Here is an 18778-nt window from a genome sequence, read left to right on the forward strand (position 1 = left end):
CTCAGCCGAGGTCGCGCCCAGGGCCTTCCTTGCCGCGGCGCTTGAGGTACCGCTCGAACTCCCTGGCGATCGACTCGCCCGTGGCCTCGGGGAGGTCCGCCGTGTCCTTGGCCTCCTCGAGCTGGTGGATGTAGGCGGCAACCTCTGGGTCCTCGGTCGCGAGCTCGTTGACGCCGCGCTCCCACGCCTCGGCGTCCTCGGCGAGCTCGTTCGTGTCGAGCGGGATCTGGAGCATCTCCTCGATCCGGTGGAGCAGGGCCAGCTGCGCCTTGGGGGACGGCGCCTGGGCGACATAGTGCGGCACGGCCGCCCACAGGGACACCGTCGGCGTGCCCTGATGGTCCGCGGCGTCGGCGAACACCCCGACGATCCCCGTCGGCCCCTCGTACTGGGACGCCTCGAGGGAGAGCCGCTCGCGCAGTTCCTCGTTCTCGCTGGTTGCCGTCACCGGGATGGGCCGCGAGTGCGGCACGTCGGCCAGCAGCGCCCCGACCACCACGAGGTAGTCCACCTCGAGGTCCTCCACGTACTCCAGGAGCTCCTCGGTGAATGCACGCCACCGGTACGAGGGCTCGGTGCCCTGCACGAACACCAGATCGACCGGGTGGCCCGGAACGCGGGCGGTCGAGACCTTCGTGGTGGGCCACTTGATCCGCCGCCGGCCCGAACCCGAGCGGCGCACGGTCGGGCGCGTGAACTGGAAGTCGTAATAGTCGTCGGCCTCGATCGCGCCCACCTTCTGGGCATCGAACTGCCGACGCAGGAACCTCAGCGCGTCGCTCGCGGCCTCGCCGGCGTCGTTCCAGCCCTCGAAGGCTGCGAGCATGACGGTCACGCGCTCGCCCTCGGCCGGGAGCGCGAAGAGGCCCGGGTGCGGGGCCGGTGCATCGGCGTCGAACTCGTTCATCGCACCAGACTAGCGCCAGCCGCCGGAGGGCCATCGGAAGCCACCGTAGACTGGTGCATATGCGTCTTCCTGCCGACAACTCCGCCGACAGCCCTGTGTCCAGCCAGCTCGCGCCGCTCCGTGCCGTCCTGTGGGACATGGACGGCACCCTCGTCGACACCGAGCCCTACTGGATCACGGCCGAGCACGAGCTCGTCGAGCGGTTCGGCGGGAAGTGGAGCCATGAACAGGCCATGCGCCTTGTCGGCCAGGCGCTCCCGACGTCCGCCCGCCTCCTGCAGGACGGGGGCGTCCGGATGGACGTCCGCGAGATCATCGACACGCTCACCGAGCGGGTCGTCGAGCAGCTCGGCAGCGCCGTGCCCTGGCGCCCCGGTGCGCGCGAGCTCCTGGGTGGGCTCCGAGAGGCCGGCGTGGCGTGCGCCCTCGTGACGATGTCCGAGGCGCCCATGGCGCACCGCATCGTCGACCACCTGCCCGTGGGAACCTTCTCCGCTGTCGTGACCGGCGACCTCGTTGCCAACGGCAAGCCCCACCCCGAGCCGTACCTGCGGGGGATCGAGCTCCTCGACGCCGAGCTCGGCGGCCTCGAGGCGGCCGAATGCGTGGCCATCGAGGACTCGACCCCCGGCGCGACCTCCGCGACCGCCGCGGACCTGGCCACCGTCGTCGTGCCGAACGCCCTCGCGGTTCCTGTGCACCTCGGCGTGGAGCACTGGGAGACCCTCGCGGGCCGCACCCCGGCAGACCTCGCGATGACCCTCCGGGCGGCCATCGAGGCGGCGGCCGTCGGAGACCCCGCGTGAGCGGCGGCCACGAGGCCGAGAACCGGCGCGAGGGGATCCCCCTCGGACGCATCGCGGGCGTTCCCATCGTCCTCGCCTACTCCTGGTTCCTCATTGCCGGATTCACGGTGGTGGTCTACGGGCCGACGCTGCAGTCGCGGCAGCCCCAGCTCGGGGCGGCGGCCTACCTCGTAGCCTTCGCGTACGCCGTCCTGCTGCTCGCGTCGGTGCTGGTCCACGAACTCGCCCACGCCCTCACCGCGCGGGCGTTCGGCTGGCCGAGCCAGAAGATCGTGCTCAACCTGTGGGGCGGCCACACGCAGTTCGAGTCCTTCACAGCATCCCCGGGGAAGTCGGTCGTCGTCGCTCTGGCCGGACCCGCCGCGAACTTCGTCCTCGCAGGCGCGGGATGGCTCGTGGTCACGACCGTGCACCTGACCGGTGTCGCCGACATCCTCGTGAACATCTTCCTGTGGGCCAACTTCCTCATCGCGGTCTTCAATGTCCTGCCCGGCCTGCCGCTCGACGGCGGCCGCATCGTGGAGAGCGCCGTGTGGAAGGCAACCGGCTCCCAGGAGAAGGGCACCATCGCCGCCGGCTGGACCGGCCGTGCGATCGTGATCGGGCTCGTGCTCTTCGCCGTCGTGGTGCCGATGGCAAGCGGCGCCTCGCCGGACCTGCCCTTCATGATGGTCACGCTCCTCGTCGCCATGTTCCTGTGGCAGGGAGCCTCGGCATCGATCCGGCACGCGGGGTTCCGCACCCGCCTGCCCGACGTGGTCGCCGGGCGTCTGGCCGTGCCCGCGGTCGGCGTGCCGAACTTCGCCACCGTCGAGCAGGCCCTGCAGGCCGGCGCATCGGCGGGAACCGCCGTCGTGCTCTGCGCACCGGACGGGAAGCCCCAGGGCGTGGTCGACCCCAGCGCGGTCGCCCGCGTCCCCGAGACTGCATGGGCGACGACGCCGGTCACCGCCGTCGGGTACGCCCTGGCCCCGGGGGCGTACGTCCCTGACACCGCGGGCGGCCAGGAGCTCATCCAGTACCTCGCCAAGCTCTCGGGCACCGAGTACGCGGTGGTCGACGGGGCCGGGCGTGTCGTGGGGCTCCTGAACCAGCGCGACGTCGTTGCGGCCATCTCCGGCCGTCCCGCCCGCTAGTCCGGGCACCTTTGAGAAAGGACACCATGAGCCTGAGCACCCAGCACACCGCCGCGGAAGGACCCACGGGGGCGGCGCAGCGCCGCGGCCCGTTCCGTGTCGGCGAGCGCGTGCAGCTGACCGACGAGCGCGGGCGGATGAACACCATCACGCTCGCCGAGGGCGGCGCGTTCCACACCCACAAGGGATTCCTCAACCACTCCGAGATCATCGGCAGGCCTGACGGGTCCGTGGTGACGAACACGGCCGGGCACCAGTACCAGGCCCTGCGGCCGCTGCTGAGCGACTTCGTCCTCTCGATGCCGCGCGGTGCCGCTGTGGTCTACCCCAAGGACGCCGGGCAGATCGTGACCATGGCGGACATCTTCCCCGGCGCGCGCGTCGTCGAGGCGGGCGTCGGCTCCGGCGCGCTCTCCATCTCGCTCCTGCGGGCCGTGGGCGACGGCGGCTACCTCCACTCGTTCGAGCGGCGCCAGGAGTTCGCCGACATCGCACGCGGCAACGTCGAGACCATCTTCGGCGGCCCGCACCCCGCGTGGAGGATCTCCCTCGGCGACTTCCAGGACGAGGTCGTCAAGGCTGAGGAGCCCGGCAGCGTGGACCGCGTGGTGCTCGACATGCTTGCGCCCTGGGAGTGCCTCGACGCCGTGGCCACGGTCCTCGCGCCGGGAGGCGTGTGGATCAACTACGTGGCGACGGCCACCCAGCTGTCCCGGACCGCGGAGGCCATCCGGGCCGACGGCCGCTTCACCGAGCCCGACGCCTGGGAGTCCATGGTGCGCGGCTGGCACCTCGAGGGGCTCGCGGTGCGGCCCGAGCACCGCATGGTGGGCCACACCGGCTTCCTCCTCGTGGCCCGCCGGCTCGCGGAGGGGGTCGAGCCCCTCGTGCGCAAGAAGCGGAACAAGGCCGAGTTCAGCGAGGAGGACCTCAACGCCTGGACCCCCGAGTCGGTGGGGGAGCGGCAGGTCTCCGACCGCAAGCTCCGGCGCGCCGCCCGCGACGCGAGGGCCGGATCTCCCGAAGCCTGACCACCCGCTGTCCACCATCCGGAAACCCTGATGTAACTCTTCGGTTCCAAGCGCCTCCCTGACGCAGCGCGAGCGGAAAGGCGCGCTAGTGTCGTTTCATGAGGGTGCATCCGGGCAGGTTCCGGGTGCAGGGTGGCCGCAAGCCAGCCGCCCGTGTCGAAGAGGATGTGAGACGCGATGGTGGACAACGAACAGGCCGGACCGGGCCGCGAGCCCGTCCCGCCGGCTGCACATGCCGAGCAGCTGAGCATCGCGGAACGGCAGATCAACGTGCTCCGCGACAAGCTCCGGGCGGTCGACCGCCAGCTGGCCGCAGCCACCGGGAACAACTCGCGCATGACCGAGATGCTCCAGGCGGCCAAGGCCGAGATCGTCCGGCTCAAGGCCGCGCTCGAGCACGAGGGCCAGCCGCCCTACAGCTTCGGCAGCATCGTCCAGCTCAACCGCAAGCGCCCGGCCGGCGGAGCCTCGACCGCGGTCACCGACGAGAGCGTCGACGTCGTCACGTCGGGCCGCAAGATGCGCGTGGGACTCAGCCCCCTCGTCTCCCTGAACGAGCTCAGCGTGGGCCAGGAGGTCCTCCTCAACGAGGCCTTCGAGGTCGTGGCCGGCCTCGGCTTCGAACGCTCCGGCGAACTCGTGACCATCAAGGAGCTCCTCGGCAACGACCGCGTCCTCGTGATCGGACGCGGCGACGAGGAGCGCGTCCTGCGGCTGGCGGGCCCGCTCCAGCTCGAGCACCTGCGCGTCGGCGACGCCGTGGCGGTGGACAACCGTACCGGCTGCGCGATCGAGAAGGTGCCGCGCTCCGAGGTCGAGAACCTCGTGCTCGAAGAGGTGCCGGACATCAGCTACTCCGACATCGGCGGTCTCGCCTCGCAGATCGAACAGATCCGCGACGCCGTCGAGCTCCCGTTCCTCCACCCGGACCTCTACCGTGAGCACGGGCTGAAGGCGCCCAAGGGCATCCTCCTGTACGGCCCTCCGGGCTGCGGAAAGACCCTCATCGCGAAGGCCGTCGCCAATTCCCTGGCGGTCCGGGCCTCGGAGCGTCCGGGAGCGCAGGACGTCAAGAGCTACTTCCTGAACATCAAGGGGCCCGAGCTCCTCGACAAGTACGTCGGCGAGACGGAGCGGCACATCCGCCTCATCTTTTCCCGCGCCCGGGAGAAGGCCTCGGACGGCAGCCCGGTCGTGGTGTTCTTCGACGAGATGGACTCGCTGTTCCGCACCCGCGGCACGGGCGTGTCCTCCGACGTCGAGACCACCATCGTGCCCCAGCTGCTGAGCGAGATCGACGGTGTCGAAAGGCTCGACAACGTCATCGTCATCGGCGCGTCCAACCGGGAGGACATGATCGACCCCGCGATCCTGCGGCCCGGGCGGCTCGATGTGAAGATCAAGATCCACCGGCCGGACGCCGAGGCCGCGGCGGACATCTTCTCGAAGTACCTGACCGACGACCTGCCCATCCATGCCGAAGACCTCGCCGAGCACGGGGGCGACGCCAACGCCACGGTCGGGATGATGATCCAGCGCACCGTCGAGGCCATGTACGCGACGGACAAGTCGACCGAGTACCTCGAGGTCACCTACGCCAACGGGGACACGGAGATCCTGTACTTCAAGGACTTCAACTCCGGGGCGGTCATCCAGAACGTCGTGGACCGCGCGAAGAAGGCCGCGATCAAGGACCTCCTCACGACGGGCTCAAAGGGCCTGCGCATGGACCACCTGCTGCGGGCTGTGGCAGACGAGTTCCGCGAGCATGAGGACATGCCCAATACGACGAACCCCGACGACTGGGCACGGATCTCCGGCAAGAAGGGCGAACGGATCACGTACATCCGCACGATCGTCCAGGGCAAGGGCGGCAGTGAGCCCGGCCGGACCATCGAGACCACGCCGAGCACCGGCCAGTACCTGTAGGGAGCCGCATGAGCAGCGAGACCACCCCGTCCCTCCCCGCGGGGGGAGCCCTGCGGGTCATGGGCTCGGAGACGGAGTTCGGCATCCACGCGCCCAGCACTCCGGCCGCGAACGCGACCTACCTGTCCTCCCAGGTCATCGCGGCGTATGCGCGGCTGACCCGGCAGGCCAACGCGGCCGACTCGGGCACCCGCTGGGACTACACCGACGAGACGCCTCTGCGCGATGCGCGCGGGTTCACGGTGCCCCGGGCCGAGGCGACGCCCGACCAGCTCACGGACGCCGAGCCGATCCTGACCGCCGAGGCCGTTGCCTTGGCCCACGGCCCGGCGGAGATCGAGCTCGACGGCGACCAGGAGCCGGCGCTCATGAACCTCGTCCTCGGCAACGGGGCGAGGCTCTACGTCGACCACGCCCACCCCGAGTACTCGAGCCCGGAGGTGACCAACCCGAGGGACGCCCTGGTGTGGGACCTCGCGGGCGACGCCGTGGCCCTCGCGGCCGTACGCGCGCTCGCCTCGGGCGGGGAGCGGGTTCCTCCCGTGAACCTGTACAAGAACAACACCGACGGGAAGGGCGCCTCGTACGGCTCCCACGAGAACTACCTCGTGCCCCGGTCGGTGCCCTTCGCGGACCTCGTCGCGGGCCTGACACCCTTCTTCGTCTCACGCCAGCTCGTCTGCGGCACAGGACGCGTGGGCCTCGGCCAGGACGGGACCGGACGCGGCTACCAGGTGTCCCAGCGAGCGGACTACTTCGAGGCCGAAGTCGGCCTCGAGACGACCATGCGCCGGCCCATCATCAACACCCGGGACGAGCCGCACGCCGTCGCGGACAAGTACCGGCGCCTGCACGTCATCGTCGGCGACGCGAACGTGAGCCATGTGGCGAACTACCTCAAGTTCGGGACGACGGCCCTCGTCCTCAGCCTCATCGAGGCGGGCCGGGCGCCGAAGATCGACATGCACGAGCCGGTGGACGCCATGCACCGCCTCAGCCACGACACGTCCCTGACCGAGACGGTCCGGCTCATCGACGGGCGGCGCCTGACCGGCCTCGAACTCCAGTGGGCCTACTTCGAAGCGGCGGCGAAGCTGGCCGCGGACGAGGGCGTGGCCTCCGAAGAGGGCGGCGACGGTCACACCGCGGAAGTCCTCCGGCACTGGGAGCGGGCACTGACGGACCTCGGCGGCAATCAGGACGCCGCGGCGCGGTACGTCGAATGGCTCGCCAAGCTCCGCGTCCTCGAGGGCTACCGGAACCGCGACGGCCTCGAATGGGGGGACGCCCGGCTCGGGCTCGTCGACATCCAGTGGTCGGATGTGCGGCCCGAACGCGGCATCGCCCTGAGGCTCGCCGCGCGCGGCTCCCTCGAGACGATGACGGATGCCGCTGCCGTAGCTGCCGCCGTCGTCGAACCCCCCGTCGACACGCGCGCGTGGTTCCGCGGCACGAGCATCAAGAGGTTCCCCCGCAGCGTCGTGAGCGCGAGCTGGGACTCCGTGGTGTTCGCCCCGCCCGGCAGCTACCGGCTCCAGAGGGTGCCCACGCGCGAGCCGCTGCGGGGGACGAAGGCCCTCACGCATCGGCTCTTCGACGAGCACGAGAGCATCGAGGACTTCCTCGCGGCGCTGCTCGGGGACCGCCGGACGTAGGCCGCTGACGCGGTTCGCGCCGCTCCGTGACACGCGCGGGAAAAGTGACAGTATAGGGAGCAGAAGGGGTCTTTCGGGACCGAGGCGCCGCCGCCCCGGCAGCGCCACAACGCAAGGAGGCGGCCATGGCCGGTCAGGAGCAGAAGAGCACGCAGCCACGCGGTGAGGAAGAGGCTGTCGACACCGACGCGCCCGCACCCGCCGCTCCCGCTGGCGCGCAGGACACCGCGAGCACCCAGGGCGTGGATGACCTTCTGGACGAGATCGACAACGTCCTCGAGACCAACGCTGAAGAGTTCGTCCGCGGCTTCGTCCAGAAGGGCGGCCAGTAGGCCCCGGTATGAACGACTTCCTCGCTGAACGCGTTGTTGCAGGCGCGACCTCGTCATTCACCGAGCATCTGGCGGCAACAAGACCAGATCTCCTTCCCTATACCCGCAGCCTGCCCGTCGACGCCTCGGCGGTGGCCCCCCATGCCACCACGATCGTCGCGCTCGCGTTCGCCGGGGGAGTCCTGATGGGCGGTGACCGGCGCGCGACCATGGGCAACATCATCGCGAGCCGGCACATCGAGAAGGTCTTCCCCGCCGACCGGTTCTCAGTGCTCGGCATCGCGGGGACTGCCGGGATCGCGATCGACATCGCGCGCCTCTTCCAGGTCGAACTCGAGCACTACGAGAAGATCGAGGGCACGCTCCTGAGCCTCGAGGGCAAGGCCACCCGCCTCGGGGCGATGGTCCGCGGAAACCTCCCGCTCGCGCTTCAGGGTCTCGCCGCCGTACCGCTCTTCGCCGGCTTCGACCTCGAGAGCGGTGTGGGGCGCCTGTTCTCCTACGACGTCACGGGCGGACGGTACGAGGAGATCGAGCACCACTCCGTGGGCTCCGGCTCGATGTTCGCCCGCGGCGCTCTCAAGAAGCTCTGGCGGCCCGGGCTGTCGGAAGAGGACGCCGTCCACGTGGCCGTCGAGTCGCTCTACGATGCGGCGGACGACGACTCCGCCACTGGCGGACCCGACCCCGTCCGTCAGCTGTGGCCCGTTGTCTACACCGTGACGCGCTCGGGAAGCCGGCGTGTCAGCGAACGGGAGCTCGCGACCATCGCGGCGGACGTCATCGCCCAGCGGAGCACCGCAGGACGGGAGGCCTGACATGACCCAGCCGTTCTACGTCTCGCCCGAGCAGCTCATGAAGGACCGGGCGGACTTCGCCCGCAAGGGCATCGCACGGGGCCGCTCCGTCGTCGTGGTCAGCTGCCGCGACGGCATCGCCCTCGTCGCCGAGAACCCGTCGCCGTCCCTGCACAAGATCGGCGAGATCTACGACAAGATCGCCTTCGCCGCGGTCGGCAAGTACAACGAGTTCGAGAGCCTGCGCCAGGCCGGCGTGCGGTACGCGGACGTCCGCGGGTACTCCTACGACCGCGAGGACGTCACCGGACGCGGGCTCGCGAGCGTGTACGCGCAGAGCCTCGGGGCCGTCTTCACGGCGGAGCAGAAGCCCTTCGAGGTCGAGCTCACCGTTGCCGAGGTCGGCAGCGACACCGACCACGACCACCTCTTCAGACTCACATTCGACGGCTCGATTGCCGACGAGCGCCGCTTCGTCGTCATGGGCGGCGCCGCCGAGCGAGTCGCCGAGGCTGTGATCGACGGGTGGACTTCCGAGGCCTCCTTCGGGGAGGCGATCAGGCTCGCGGCCCGCGCGCTCCGCGAGGACCGTACCGAGCCGCTGACCTTCGAGGTGGCGGTGCTGGACCGCGACTCCGAGACCGCGCGCGGCTCGCGGCGCGCCTTCCGCCGGGTCTTCCCGGACGAGCTGGCCGGGATCCTCGACGGCGACGACGCGCTCGGCGCGCCGGGACGGGCCTGAGCCGTGGACCGCAGGATATACGGCGTCGAAACAGAGTTCGGGATCGCCTACTCGAGCCCCCAGGGCCGGCCGCTGGCGCCGGAGGAGGTGGCACGGTACCTGTTCCGCAAGGTCGTGAGCTGGGGCAGGTCCTCCAACGTCTTCCTCGGAAACGGCTCCCGCCTGTACCTCGACGTGGGCTCGCACCCCGAGTACGCCACTGCCGAGTGCGACGACGTCGCGCAGCTCATCGCACACGACCGCGCGGGGGAGCGCATCCTCGTCGACCTGATCCAGGAGGCCGAGTCGCGGCTGGCCGAGGAGGGCTTCGACGGCCACGTCTACCTCTTCAAGAACAACACGGACACCGCCGGGAACTCCTACGGGAGCCACGAGAACTACCTCATCCCGCGCCGCACCGAGTTCTCGCGCCTTGCCGAGGTGCTCATCCCGTTCCTCGTCACGCGACAGCTGCTGTGCGGCGCCGGCAAGGTCCTCCGCACCGCCCAGGGACCTGTGTACGCGTTCTCCCAGCGCGCAGACCACATCTGGGAAGGCCTGTCGTCGGCCACCACCCGATCCCGACCCATCATCAACACCCGGGACGAGCCGCACGCCGACGCAGAGCACTACCGCAGGCTCCACGTGATCGTCGGGGACTCGACGATGTCCGAGACCACGACCATGATGAAGCTCGGCACCGTGGACCTCGTGCTCCGCATGATCGAGGCGGGCACCATCATGCGGGACATGCGCATGGAGAACCCCATCCGCAGCATCCGCGAGATCTCCCACGACGTCACCGGGGCGGCCCCGATCCGGCTCGCGAACGGGCAGCAGACCACGGCCCTCGCGATGCAGCGGACCTACCTGGAGAAGGCCCAGAAGTTCGTCGTCGAGAACGGGGCGCACACCCCGCACGTCGAGCGCATCCTCGGACTCTGGGAGCGCACGCTCGACGCGATCGAGAGCCAGGACACGCGGGGCATCGACACCGAAGTGGACTGGGCCATCAAGAAGAAGCTCATCGACCGGTACTGCGAGAGCCACGGCGTGGACCTCGACTCGGCGCGGGTCGCACAGCTGGATCTGACCTACCACGACATCAGCCCGGACCGCGGGCTGTTCTTCCTCCTGCAGAGGCGCGGGGCAGCGGCGCGCGTCGTCGACGAGGCGGCGATCGGCAACGCGGTCGAGAACCCGCCGCAGTCCACGCGGGCTCGGCTGCGCGGCAGGTTCGTCAAGGCGGCGCAGGCTGCCGGCGTCGACTACACCGTCGACTGGGTCCACCTCAAGCTCAACGACAGGGCCCACCACACGATCCTCTGCAAGGATCCGTTCGCCAACGAGGACCCCCGAGTCGACGAGCTCCTGGACACGCTCAGGCCCTTCACAGGCTGAAACGGTAGGCTTGGACAGGCCATATCGGCCTGTCCGCCGCCACCGTGGAGTGGCGGGAACCCCCACAGGAAGTTGATCAGTGCGCCGAATCATCGCCCTGCTGCTGCCGCTTGCCCTGCTCGTGGCCGGCTGCGCGAGTACCCCGTCCGCCCCCTCGCCGTCCAGCGCCGGGCAGGTCGCAGCCCTCGACTCGCTCAAGGTGACCCCCGGGGACAAGGCCCCGGCCGTGGACTTCGCCAAGCCCCTCGCCGTCAACGAGGAGACGATCAAGGTCGTCCAGGACGGCGACGGCGACGCCGTCAAGGCAGGCCAGACGGTCGAGATCGGCTACGTGGCGCTCAGCGGCGCCGACGGCACCGTCTACGAGGACACGTTCTCCTCGGGGAACACCGAGAAGCTCGAGCTCTCCGACGAGCTCAAGTCCGGCAACGCCGCCGTGTACAACGGGTTCGTCGGGGCCAAGGTGGGCTCCTACCTTGCCTACGCGACCCCCGCCCAGGCGAGCCAGGCGCAGGCCGGCGCGTCGCCGTCGGCCTCACCGTCCGCCGCGCCGTCCTCGACGCTGCTGGTCATCAAGGTCATCTCCGCCAAGGACACCCCCCAGCCGCTGTCCAAGCCCGAGGGCGACACGGTCACTGACCTCCCCGCCGGCCTCCCCAAGGTCACCCAGGACGACAAGGGCGTTCCGCAGATCGACGTCGCCGGCGCAGCGAAGCCGACCGCGCTCGTCTCGCAGGACCTCATCAAGGGCCACGGCGACGCCGTCAAGGAGACCGACTCCATCGTCGCGAACTACGTCGGCGTGAACCTCTCCGACGGCACCAAGTTCGACTCGAGCTACGACCGCGGCCAGAGCGCGACCTTCAGCCTCCAGGGAGTCATCCAGGGCTGGACGAAGGGCCTCGCCGGCAAGACCGTCGGCTCCCGCGTGCTCCTCGTCATCCCGGCCGCCCTCGCCTATGGTGATCAGGGGCAGGGCCAGGCCAAGGGTGACCTCGTGTTCGTCGTGGACATCCTGGGCATCAAGTAGCCTTCAGCGCATCACCCGACCCAGCACCTACACCAGGGAGGCACCATGTCCTTCGGACAGCGCCAGTACGACCGCCAGAAGCCCGAGATCGAGTTCCCGGAGGGCGACGTCCCGACCGAGCTCAAGATCGTCGACCTCATCGAGGGCGACGGCCGCGAGGCCACCGCAGGCGACACCGTCTCGACCCACTACGTGGGCGTCGCCTGGTCCACCGGCGAGGAGTTCGACTCGTCCTGGAACCGCGGCACCCCGCTCGACTTCCGCGTCGGCGTCGGCCAGGTCATCCAGGGCTGGGACCAGGGGCTCCTCGGGATGAAAGTCGGCGGCCGCCGCCGCCTCGAGATCCCCTCGGAGCTCGCCTACGGCTCCCGCGGGGCCGGCGGCGCGATCAAGCCGAACGAGGCGCTCATCTTCGTCGTGGACCTCGTCGGCGTGCGCTGAGGCGCGGCACCGCACGACGGCGGGCGGCGGGCAGCGTGTGCTGCCCGCCGCCCGTTTCGCTATAGCCTGCTGAAGTGTCCGAAGCGAAGACATCACGCCTCCTGAACCTGCTCATCGCGCTGCTGCACACCGAGCTGGGCCTCTCGCGCGACCGCATCCTGCGCGACATCTACGGGTACGACCCGGCTTTCGGGGACGAGCCGGACGACGAGGACCCCGAGAAGGTCGCCGTGCTGCGCAAGTTCGAACGGGACAAGAACGACCTGCGCGCCATGGGCGCCGTCATCCTCGAGGAACAGGGCTTCGAACGCTGGGACAGCACCGAGGAGGTCCCGAAGTACCGGATCGACCCGAAGGGCTTCCGCCTCCCTCCGCAGCAGTTCACGGCCGAGGAGTCCACGTGGCTGGCCCTGGCGGCCATCGCCTGCGACGACGCCGTGGCCGCCGCCGACGCGCAGCGGGCCCTGCGGCGCCTTGAGGCTGCCGGGGCGCTTCCCGAGACTCCCCCGTCGCAGGTGCAGCCTCGCGTCCGGCTCGATCCCCACTGGCTCGCCCTCACCGACGCCGCAGCGCGCGGGGCCGAGGTCACGTTCGACTACTACGCGACGAGCAGGGGCGAGACGCGGCGGCGCCGCGTGCAGCCGTGGGGCCTGGGCCAGCGCTTCGGGCAGTGGTACCTCGCCGGGCACGACGTCGACCGGGACGGCCAGCGCGTGTTCCGCCTCTCGCGCATCCGCGGCAACGTCGTCGTGGGGGAGCCCGGCGCGTTCGCCCCGCCCGAGGAGGGAGCGCTCCAGAGTGCCCTGGACGGACTCGACGCCCTCCCCGAGCGCAGGGCGCGTCTCCGCATCGCCGAGGACCGGGCCCTCGAACTCCGCCGGCACTGGGAACCGGACGGTCCGGGACCGGCCGGGTGGGACGTCGGGGCCCTCGCATACCGCGACGTGTCCTTCGCCGCGGAACGGATCTCGGGCTTCGGCGACGCGGTCGTGGTCGAGGACCCGCCCGAACTCGCTGCCGAGGTCGTCGCGCGCCTGAGGGGCGCCCTCGACGCTCTCGGTTCCCGTGGGGCCGCAGAGGTCGCCCAGGCCCGGCCGACGCGGAAGATCACGAGCGGGCAGGAACGCCTTGAGCGGCTCATGGACCTCGTGCCCTTCCTCCTCGCCGGCCCGGTGGCGGTGGAGGACATCGCGGAGCGGTTCGGCATGACGCAGAGGCAGGTCACGCAGGCGCTCGACCTGCTGCAGGAAGCCGGCCCGATCGACTCGGCGGGCTTCCAGAGCTACATCGAGATCCTCGTCGAGGACGGGGTTGTCACGGTCGCCAACGCGGACGAGCTCGCGCGGCCGCGCCGTCTCAGCCCTGGGGAGGCGGTCGCGCTCCAGCTCGGGCTCAAGGCACTCCTGCCCTTGGCAGGACGCGAGGCGACCGACGCGCTGCTCCGTCTGGCGGACCGGGTGGGCGCGGTCGCCGTCGCCGGCGGGCAGGGCCTGCCCCAGGTGGACGTCCGCTCCGAGCCGCAGCGCAATGCCGAGCTCATCCCGCTCATCTCGTCCGCAGCCCGGGCGGGTGCGACGCTCCTGCTGAGGTACATCAACCCGACCAAGGATGAGGTGACTGAACGCCGCATCAACCCCCTCGGCCTCTTCTCGGATGGCGACCGCTGGTACGTCAACAGCTACTGCCATCGGGCGCAGGCGCGGCGCGTCTTCCGCGTGGACCGGATCGAGTCGGTCGAGGCGGCCGAACCCCTGCCGCTGCCCGAGGGCTTCGAACCGGGCACGGGCTCCGTCTTCATGCGGGGTCCCGACGACGTCGAGGTGACCATCCGGCTCGCCCCGCAGGCACGCTGGGTCGAGTCCAGCTACGAGACCGAGGACGGCCGGGATCTCGTCGACGGGAGCCGCCGAGTGCGCCTGCACGTCGCCGACCTGGCCTGGCTCCCCGCATTCCTTGCCCCGTTCGGAGGTGCCGCAGCCCTCGAGGGGCCCCCGGATGCGGTCGAAGCGGCGCGGGCCTGGCTGGTCAGCGCCCTCGCGCGGTACGGCGGTGCGACGCCGACCCGATAGTCTGGGTCCCGTGCCGTGGTGGTCGTGGGTCCTCATCTGGGTGGCGCTGAGCGCGTGCACCGTCACGTTCCTCGTGCTCGCCGGGGTCTACCTCGTGCGCAAGGGCCTCGCCCTCATGCGCGACGCGAGCGCGGCCCTCGGCGAGATCGCCGAGCGGCCACCCGCGGCGGAGGAGCCCGCCCACGACGACGAGGCCGCGGCCTCCCGCCGTGCGCCGGGCAGCGCCGTGTTCGCCGACCCGGACCTCATGCGTCGCGAGTATGAGGAGGGCCGCGAACTGCGCCGCCTCTCGCGCCGCGACAGGAGGGTTGAGCGCCGCCGCCTGCGGGGACAGCCGCAGTCGCTGCACGACCTCGGCCTCATCTAGACTTTAAGCAACGAAAGGATTCTTGTGGGACGCCTGTTTGAAAGCCCTTGGCCCATCCTCATCATCATCATCGTGGCGCTGCTCCTCTTCGCCGCTCCCAAGCTCCCGGGGATGGCCCGCAGCCTGGGCCAGTCGATGCGCATCCTCAAGTCCGAGGTCAAGGAGATGAAGAACGACGGCAAGCAGACGCCGGAGTCCTCCTCCTCGGCAAGCGAGCAGCCGGTCGAAGGCAAGGTCATTCCGCCGAAGGGCAATGACCAGGGCAACGGCTCAGCTCCGCGCGTCTGACGTGGCCTCTGCCAAGGGGCGGAAGGCCAATCCCGAAGGCCGGATGCCGCTGCTCGATCATCTCAAGGAGCTCAAGAACAGGCTGATCAAGTCCGCGATCGGTGTCCTCGTCGGCGCCGTCGCGGGCTGGTTCCTGTACGACCCGGTGCTCGAGGCGCTCCAGGAACCCGTCCGGAAGATCCAGGAGCACACCGGCGGTGTCTCCTCGGTCAACTTCAGCTCGATCGCGTCGCCGTTCGACTTCAAGCTGCAGCTCGCCATCCTCATCGGCGTGGTGATCGCCAGCCCGGTGTGGATCTATCAGGTGTGGGCCTTCGTCATGCCCGGCCTGACCAAGAAGGAGCGCCGCTACACGCTCGGGTACATGGCTGCAGGCGTGCCCCTGTTCCTCGCAGGCGTGTGGGTCGGCTGGCTCGTCACGCCGCAGGTTGTCCGTGCCCTGACGCAGTTCACCCCCGAAGGCTTCTCGAACATCATCGACGGCCGGGACTACGTGGACTTCGTCACGCGCATGCTGCTCTTCCTGGGCCTGGCCTTCCTTGTCCCGGTGCTGCTGGTCGGCGTCAACGCCGCAGGCATCCTGGCCGGCAAGACCATCCTCAAGGCCTGGCGAGTGACCGTCTTCCTGGTCTTCGTCCTCGCTGCCATCGCCGCGCCGGGCGCCGACGCGCTGTCGATGTTCATGCTGGCCGGGCCTCTCCTCATCCTCTTCTTCGCCGCGATCGGCATCTGTATCCTGAACGACCGACGCCGCGAGCGGCGCCAGCTCAAGCATCAGGAGGAGACCGACGCCGTCGCGGACACCCCGACCTCCCGCGAGGACCTCGAGAAGTTCTGAGCTCCGGCGGGGTCTAGGCTTGAGGCATGTCAGAGGCCGCCGAGAGCATGTCCCCCGCCGAACGCTACGCGGCAGCGGCCCAGCAGAGGGCGTTCGCCAAGACGGAACTCGGGGCCTTCTCCGCGACAGTCGACTTCCCGCTCGACCCCTTCCAGAAGGACGCCTGCCGGGCGCTTGAAGCCGGCAAGGGGGTGCTCGTCGCCGCCCCGACGGGCGCCGGGAAGACCATCGTCGGCGAGTTCGCCGTCCACCTCGCCCTCCGGCAGGGCCTCAAGGCCTTCTACACGACGCCGATCAAGGCCCTCTCGAACCAGAAGTACGCGGAGCTCGCCGCGGTCCATGGTGCAGAGAAGGTCGGCCTCCTGACGGGGGACACGACGATCAACGGCGAGGCGCCGGTCGTCGTGATGACCACCGAGGTCCTGCGCAACATGCTCTACGCAGACTCGGACACCCTCAACGGACTCGGCTACGTGGTCATGGACGAGGTCCACTACCTCGCCGACCGCTTCCGCGGCGCCGTCTGGGAAGAGGTCATCATCCACCTCCCGCGCGACGTCCGGCTCGTCTCGCTCAGCGCCACCGTCTCCAACGCCGAGGAGTTCGGCGCCTGGCTCGACACCGTGCGGGGCGAGACAGAGATCATCGTCTCCGAGCACCGTCCGGTGCCGCTGTGGCAGCACGTCCTCGTGGGACGCGAGCTCGTGGACCTCTTCGCGACCCGGCAGTCCTTCGAGGACCTCGCCGACGCGCACGACCACGACCGCGAAGCGGGCAGCACCAAGGGCGCTGACGACGCCGAGCCGCACGGCCGTGCCGAGGCGGCGCCGTCGGGCGAGGCATCCGTCAACGAGCTGACCGCCGTCAACCCCGAGCTGGTCGAGCTCGGCCGGCGGGAGACCCAGCAGCTGTACCGCGGCCGCTTCGGCCACGGCGGGCGCGCCCGCAGGCGGGAGGAGCGCCAGCGCGGCGAGAAGCAGTCGGCGCGGCCGGGGCGTCCGGGCGAGGGCGGGCAGCTGCCGGGCACGCGGGCGAGCCGCCCTCAGATGGTCCAGTCCCTCGAACGCCGGGGCCTCCTCCCGGCCATCGACTTCATCTTCTCGCGGGCCGGCTGCGACGCGGCCGTCCAGCAGTGCCTCGACGCCGGCCTCGACCTGACCTCGCCCGAGGAGAAGGCCCAGATCACTGCCGCCGTCGACGAGTCCGCGACGGACATCCCTCCGGCCGATCTCGCCGTCCTCGGGTTCTGGAGCTGGCGCGACGGCCTCCAGCGAGGCCTCGCAGCACACCACGCCGGGCTGCTGCCGACCTTCAAGGAGACCGTCGAGAAGCTCTTCGCGGCAGGATTGGTCAAGGTCGTGTTCGCGACGGAGACTCTCGCCCTCGGCATCAACATGCCCGCGCGCAGCGTCCTGATCGAGAAGCTCGAGAAGTTCAACGGCGAGGCCCACGTCGACATCACGGCCGGGGAGTACACCCAGCTGACGGGACGCGCGGGACGGCGCGGGATCGACGTCGAGGGCCATGCCGTGGTGCAGTGGCGGCCCGGCCTCGACCCTGCGGCACTTGCCGGCCTGGCCTCGCGGCGCACCTACCCGCTCAACTCGAGCTTCCGGCCCACCTACAACATGAGCATCAACCTGGTCGCGCAGTTCGGACGGGAGCGGGCCCGGAGCATCCTCGAGAGCTCGTTCGCCCAGTTCCAGGCGGACCGTTCGGTCGTGGGGCTCGCCCGGCAGGTGCGCAGCCGTGAGGAGTCACTCGCGGGCTACGAGAAGGCCATGACATGCCATCTGGGCGACTTCGCCGAGTACTCGCGGATCCGGCAGGAGCTCTCCGACGTGGAGAAGTTCGCCTCCCGGGAGGCGGGGCGTGCCCGCCGCTCCATGACCGTGGACTCGCTCGCCCGGCTTGTCCCCGGAGATGTCGTGGAGATCGGCGAGGGGCGCCTGTCCGGGAGCGCGGTGGTCCTCACCTCCGACACCAACGCGCGTGAGCCCCGCCCGCAGGTGCTCACGTTCGACCGGAACGTCCGCCGGATCGGCCTCCACGACATCGACGGCCCGGTCGAGCCCGTCACGCGGATCCGCATCCCCAAGAGCTTCGACGCCAAGCGGCCCAAGGACCGGCGGGACCTCGCCGCCTCGCTGCGCCACGCCGTCGAACGCGCCCGGATCGACGGGACCGACGCTCGCACGGCCGGGCGGGGGAGGCGCTCGCGGCGGGACTTCGCCTTCGCGGGCGGCTACCAGGACACCGAGCACCGGATCACCGAGCTGCGGCGGCAGCTCCGGTCCCATCCCTGCCACGGCTGCGCCGAGCGTGAGGACCATGCGCGATGGGCGGAACGCTGGTTCCGCCTGCGGCGCGAGACGGACCGCCTCGTCGCCCAGATCCAGGGCCGCACGAACACGATCGCCAAGACGTTCGACCGCGTGTGCGAGGTCCTCGAATCGTACGGCTGCCTGGTGAAGGGCGACGCGGGCCTCGAGGTCTCGGCAGCCGGCCAGCAGCTGCGGCGGATCTACGGGGACAAGGACATGCTCACCGCACTCTCCCTGCGCGGGGGTGCGTTCGACGACGTGGACGCCGCCGAGATCGCGGCGCTGGCCAGCATCCTCGTCTACCAGGCCAAGCGCGAGGAACGCGGCCTGACCCCCAAGATGCCGAGCGTGTCGCTCGACGTCGCCGTCGACGTCGTGCTGCGCGAGTGGTCCCAGCTCGAGGACGCCGAGGAGCAGCACCGCCTCCAGCGCACCGCGGAGCCCGACTTCGGCCTCGTCTGGCCGATCTACAAATGGGCACGCGGCCGGGACCTGCAGAACGTGCTCTCGGGCACGGACCTGGCCGCCGGCGACTTCGTGCGGTGGGTCCGGCAGGTCATCGACCTCCTCGACCAGCTCGCCGACGTCCCGGGCATCGAGCCTCGGCTGCGCCGCCTGTGCAACGAGGCGATCGGCCTCCTGCGCCACGGCGTCGTCGCGTACTCGGCCGTCTCGGAGTAGGCACAGCCCGTCCCCACACACCGGA

17 protein-coding genes are annotated in these 18778 nt (G+C 70.4%); 16 read left to right on the plus strand and 1 reads right to left on the minus strand.

The features are described from left to right. Nucleotide 1: 1 nt before the first annotated feature. Entirely contained in the window at nucleotides 2–907 is a 906-nt protein-coding gene (locus tag ACQ5BE_RS01575; protein ID WP_413250856.1) for a PAC2 family protein, read from the minus strand. Nucleotides 908–966: 59 nt separating this feature from the next. On the opposite strand from ACQ5BE_RS01575, the gene ACQ5BE_RS01580 reads away from it, so the two are divergent. From ACQ5BE_RS01580 to ACQ5BE_RS01655, 16 genes are all read left to right on the plus strand, one after another. Next, nucleotides 967–1713 carry an HAD family hydrolase gene (locus tag ACQ5BE_RS01580; RefSeq protein ID WP_430295191.1) on the plus strand — a complete coding sequence of 249 codons (747 nt, stop codon included), beginning with the start codon at nucleotides 967–969 and terminating at the stop codon, nucleotides 1711–1713. Then, the gene (locus ACQ5BE_RS01585; RefSeq protein ID WP_430295192.1) at nucleotides 1710–2849 is read left to right on the plus strand and encodes a site-2 protease family protein; all 1140 of its coding nucleotides are present in this window, start codon (nucleotides 1710–1712) and stop codon (nucleotides 2847–2849) included. Before ACQ5BE_RS01580 ends, ACQ5BE_RS01585 begins: the two co-directional genes overlap by 4 nt. Nucleotides 2850–2875: 26 nt before the next feature. After that, complete coding sequence (locus ACQ5BE_RS01590) at nucleotides 2876–3880, plus strand: tRNA (adenine-N1)-methyltransferase (RefSeq protein ID WP_430295194.1); 1005 nt, start codon at nucleotides 2876–2878, stop codon at nucleotides 3878–3880. A 177-nt stretch (nucleotides 3881–4057) separates the two neighbouring features. Further along, nucleotides 4058–5809 carry a proteasome ATPase gene (gene arc, locus ACQ5BE_RS01595; protein ID WP_413250860.1) on the plus strand — a complete coding sequence of 584 codons (1752 nt, stop codon included), beginning with the start codon at nucleotides 4058–4060 and terminating at the stop codon, nucleotides 5807–5809. Nucleotides 5810–5817: 8 nt separating this feature from the next. After that, nucleotides 5818–7464, plus strand: a complete 1647-nt coding sequence (gene dop, locus ACQ5BE_RS01600) for a depupylase/deamidase Dop (RefSeq protein WP_430295195.1) — start codon at nucleotides 5818–5820, stop codon at nucleotides 7462–7464. A gap of 125 nt (nucleotides 7465–7589) precedes the next feature. Continuing rightward, nucleotides 7590–7796 carry a ubiquitin-like protein Pup gene (locus ACQ5BE_RS01605; RefSeq protein ID WP_208712538.1) on the plus strand — a complete coding sequence of 69 codons (207 nt, stop codon included), beginning with the start codon at nucleotides 7590–7592 and terminating at the stop codon, nucleotides 7794–7796. An 8-nt stretch (nucleotides 7797–7804) separates the two neighbouring features. Next, nucleotides 7805–8614, plus strand: coding sequence for a proteasome subunit beta (gene prcB / locus ACQ5BE_RS01610; protein WP_413250862.1), 810 nt, complete (start codon nucleotides 7805–7807; stop codon nucleotides 8612–8614). A 1-nt stretch (nucleotide 8615) separates the two neighbouring features. Then, entirely contained in the window at nucleotides 8616–9335 is a 720-nt protein-coding gene (gene prcA, locus ACQ5BE_RS01615) for a proteasome subunit alpha (RefSeq protein WP_430295196.1), read from the plus strand. 3 nt (nucleotides 9336–9338) lie between these two features. Beyond that, nucleotides 9339–10715: a Pup--protein ligase gene (gene pafA, locus ACQ5BE_RS01620; RefSeq protein WP_430295197.1), complete on the plus strand. Its 1377-nt coding sequence runs from the start codon at nucleotides 9339–9341 to the stop codon at nucleotides 10713–10715. Nucleotides 10716–10794: 79 nt separating this feature from the next. Continuing rightward, complete coding sequence (locus ACQ5BE_RS01625) at nucleotides 10795–11745, plus strand: FKBP-type peptidyl-prolyl cis-trans isomerase (RefSeq protein ID WP_430295198.1); 951 nt, start codon at nucleotides 10795–10797, stop codon at nucleotides 11743–11745. A 45-nt stretch (nucleotides 11746–11790) separates the two neighbouring features. Further along, nucleotides 11791–12186 carry an FKBP-type peptidyl-prolyl cis-trans isomerase gene (locus tag ACQ5BE_RS01630; RefSeq protein WP_208712543.1) on the plus strand — a complete coding sequence of 132 codons (396 nt, stop codon included), beginning with the start codon at nucleotides 11791–11793 and terminating at the stop codon, nucleotides 12184–12186. A gap of 74 nt (nucleotides 12187–12260) precedes the next feature. Further along, nucleotides 12261–14255, plus strand: coding sequence for a helix-turn-helix transcriptional regulator (locus ACQ5BE_RS01635; RefSeq protein ID WP_430295199.1), 1995 nt, complete (start codon nucleotides 12261–12263; stop codon nucleotides 14253–14255). A gap of 10 nt (nucleotides 14256–14265) precedes the next feature. Further along, nucleotides 14266–14622 carry a hypothetical protein gene (locus ACQ5BE_RS01640; protein ID WP_430295200.1) on the plus strand — a complete coding sequence of 119 codons (357 nt, stop codon included), beginning with the start codon at nucleotides 14266–14268 and terminating at the stop codon, nucleotides 14620–14622. 24 nt (nucleotides 14623–14646) lie between these two features. After that, entirely contained in the window at nucleotides 14647–14910 is a 264-nt protein-coding gene (gene tatA / locus ACQ5BE_RS01645) for a Sec-independent protein translocase subunit TatA (protein WP_344298120.1), read from the plus strand. Between the two features lie 43 nt (nucleotides 14911–14953). Beyond that, nucleotides 14954–15748: a twin-arginine translocase subunit TatC gene (gene tatC, locus ACQ5BE_RS01650; RefSeq protein WP_430295201.1), complete on the plus strand. Its 795-nt coding sequence runs from the start codon at nucleotides 14954–14956 to the stop codon at nucleotides 15746–15748. A 26-nt stretch (nucleotides 15749–15774) separates the two neighbouring features. Continuing rightward, nucleotides 15775–18753, plus strand: coding sequence for a DEAD/DEAH box helicase (locus tag ACQ5BE_RS01655; RefSeq protein WP_430295202.1), 2979 nt, complete (start codon nucleotides 15775–15777; stop codon nucleotides 18751–18753). The last annotated feature ends 25 nt before the right edge of the window (nucleotides 18754–18778 follow it).

This window comes from Sinomonas sp. B1-1 (genome assembly GCF_050474465.1).
GTDB classification, from domain to species: Bacteria; Actinomycetota; Actinomycetes; order Actinomycetales; family Micrococcaceae; genus Sinomonas; species Sinomonas flava.

Excerpts from the sequence above, each read along its gene's own strand:
- prcB (WP_413250862.1), top strand. The coding sequence starts at position 7,805 with ATGAACGACTTCCTCGCTGAACGCGTTGTTGCAGGCGCGACCTCGTCA.
- ACQ5BE_RS01575 (WP_413250856.1), bottom strand. The coding sequence starts at position 907 with ATGAACGAGTTCGACGCCGATGCACCGGCCCCGCACCCGGGCCTCTTC.
- tatC (WP_430295201.1), top strand. The coding sequence starts at position 14,954 with ATGCCGCTGCTCGATCATCTCAAGGAGCTCAAGAACAGGCTGATCAAG.
- prcA (WP_430295196.1), top strand. The coding sequence starts at position 8,616 with ATGACCCAGCCGTTCTACGTCTCGCCCGAGCAGCTCATGAAGGACCGG.
- ACQ5BE_RS01580 (WP_430295191.1), top strand. The coding sequence starts at position 967 with ATGCGTCTTCCTGCCGACAACTCCGCCGACAGCCCTGTGTCCAGCCAG.
- ACQ5BE_RS01655 (WP_430295202.1), top strand. The coding sequence starts at position 15,775 with ATGTCAGAGGCCGCCGAGAGCATGTCCCCCGCCGAACGCTACGCGGCA.
- arc (WP_413250860.1), top strand. The coding sequence starts at position 4,058 with ATGGTGGACAACGAACAGGCCGGACCGGGCCGCGAGCCCGTCCCGCCG.
- dop (WP_430295195.1), top strand. The coding sequence starts at position 5,818 with ATGAGCAGCGAGACCACCCCGTCCCTCCCCGCGGGGGGAGCCCTGCGG.
- ACQ5BE_RS01630 (WP_208712543.1), top strand. The coding sequence starts at position 11,791 with ATGTCCTTCGGACAGCGCCAGTACGACCGCCAGAAGCCCGAGATCGAG.
- ACQ5BE_RS01590 (WP_430295194.1), top strand. The coding sequence starts at position 2,876 with ATGAGCCTGAGCACCCAGCACACCGCCGCGGAAGGACCCACGGGGGCG.
- ACQ5BE_RS01605 (WP_208712538.1), top strand. The coding sequence starts at position 7,590 with ATGGCCGGTCAGGAGCAGAAGAGCACGCAGCCACGCGGTGAGGAAGAG.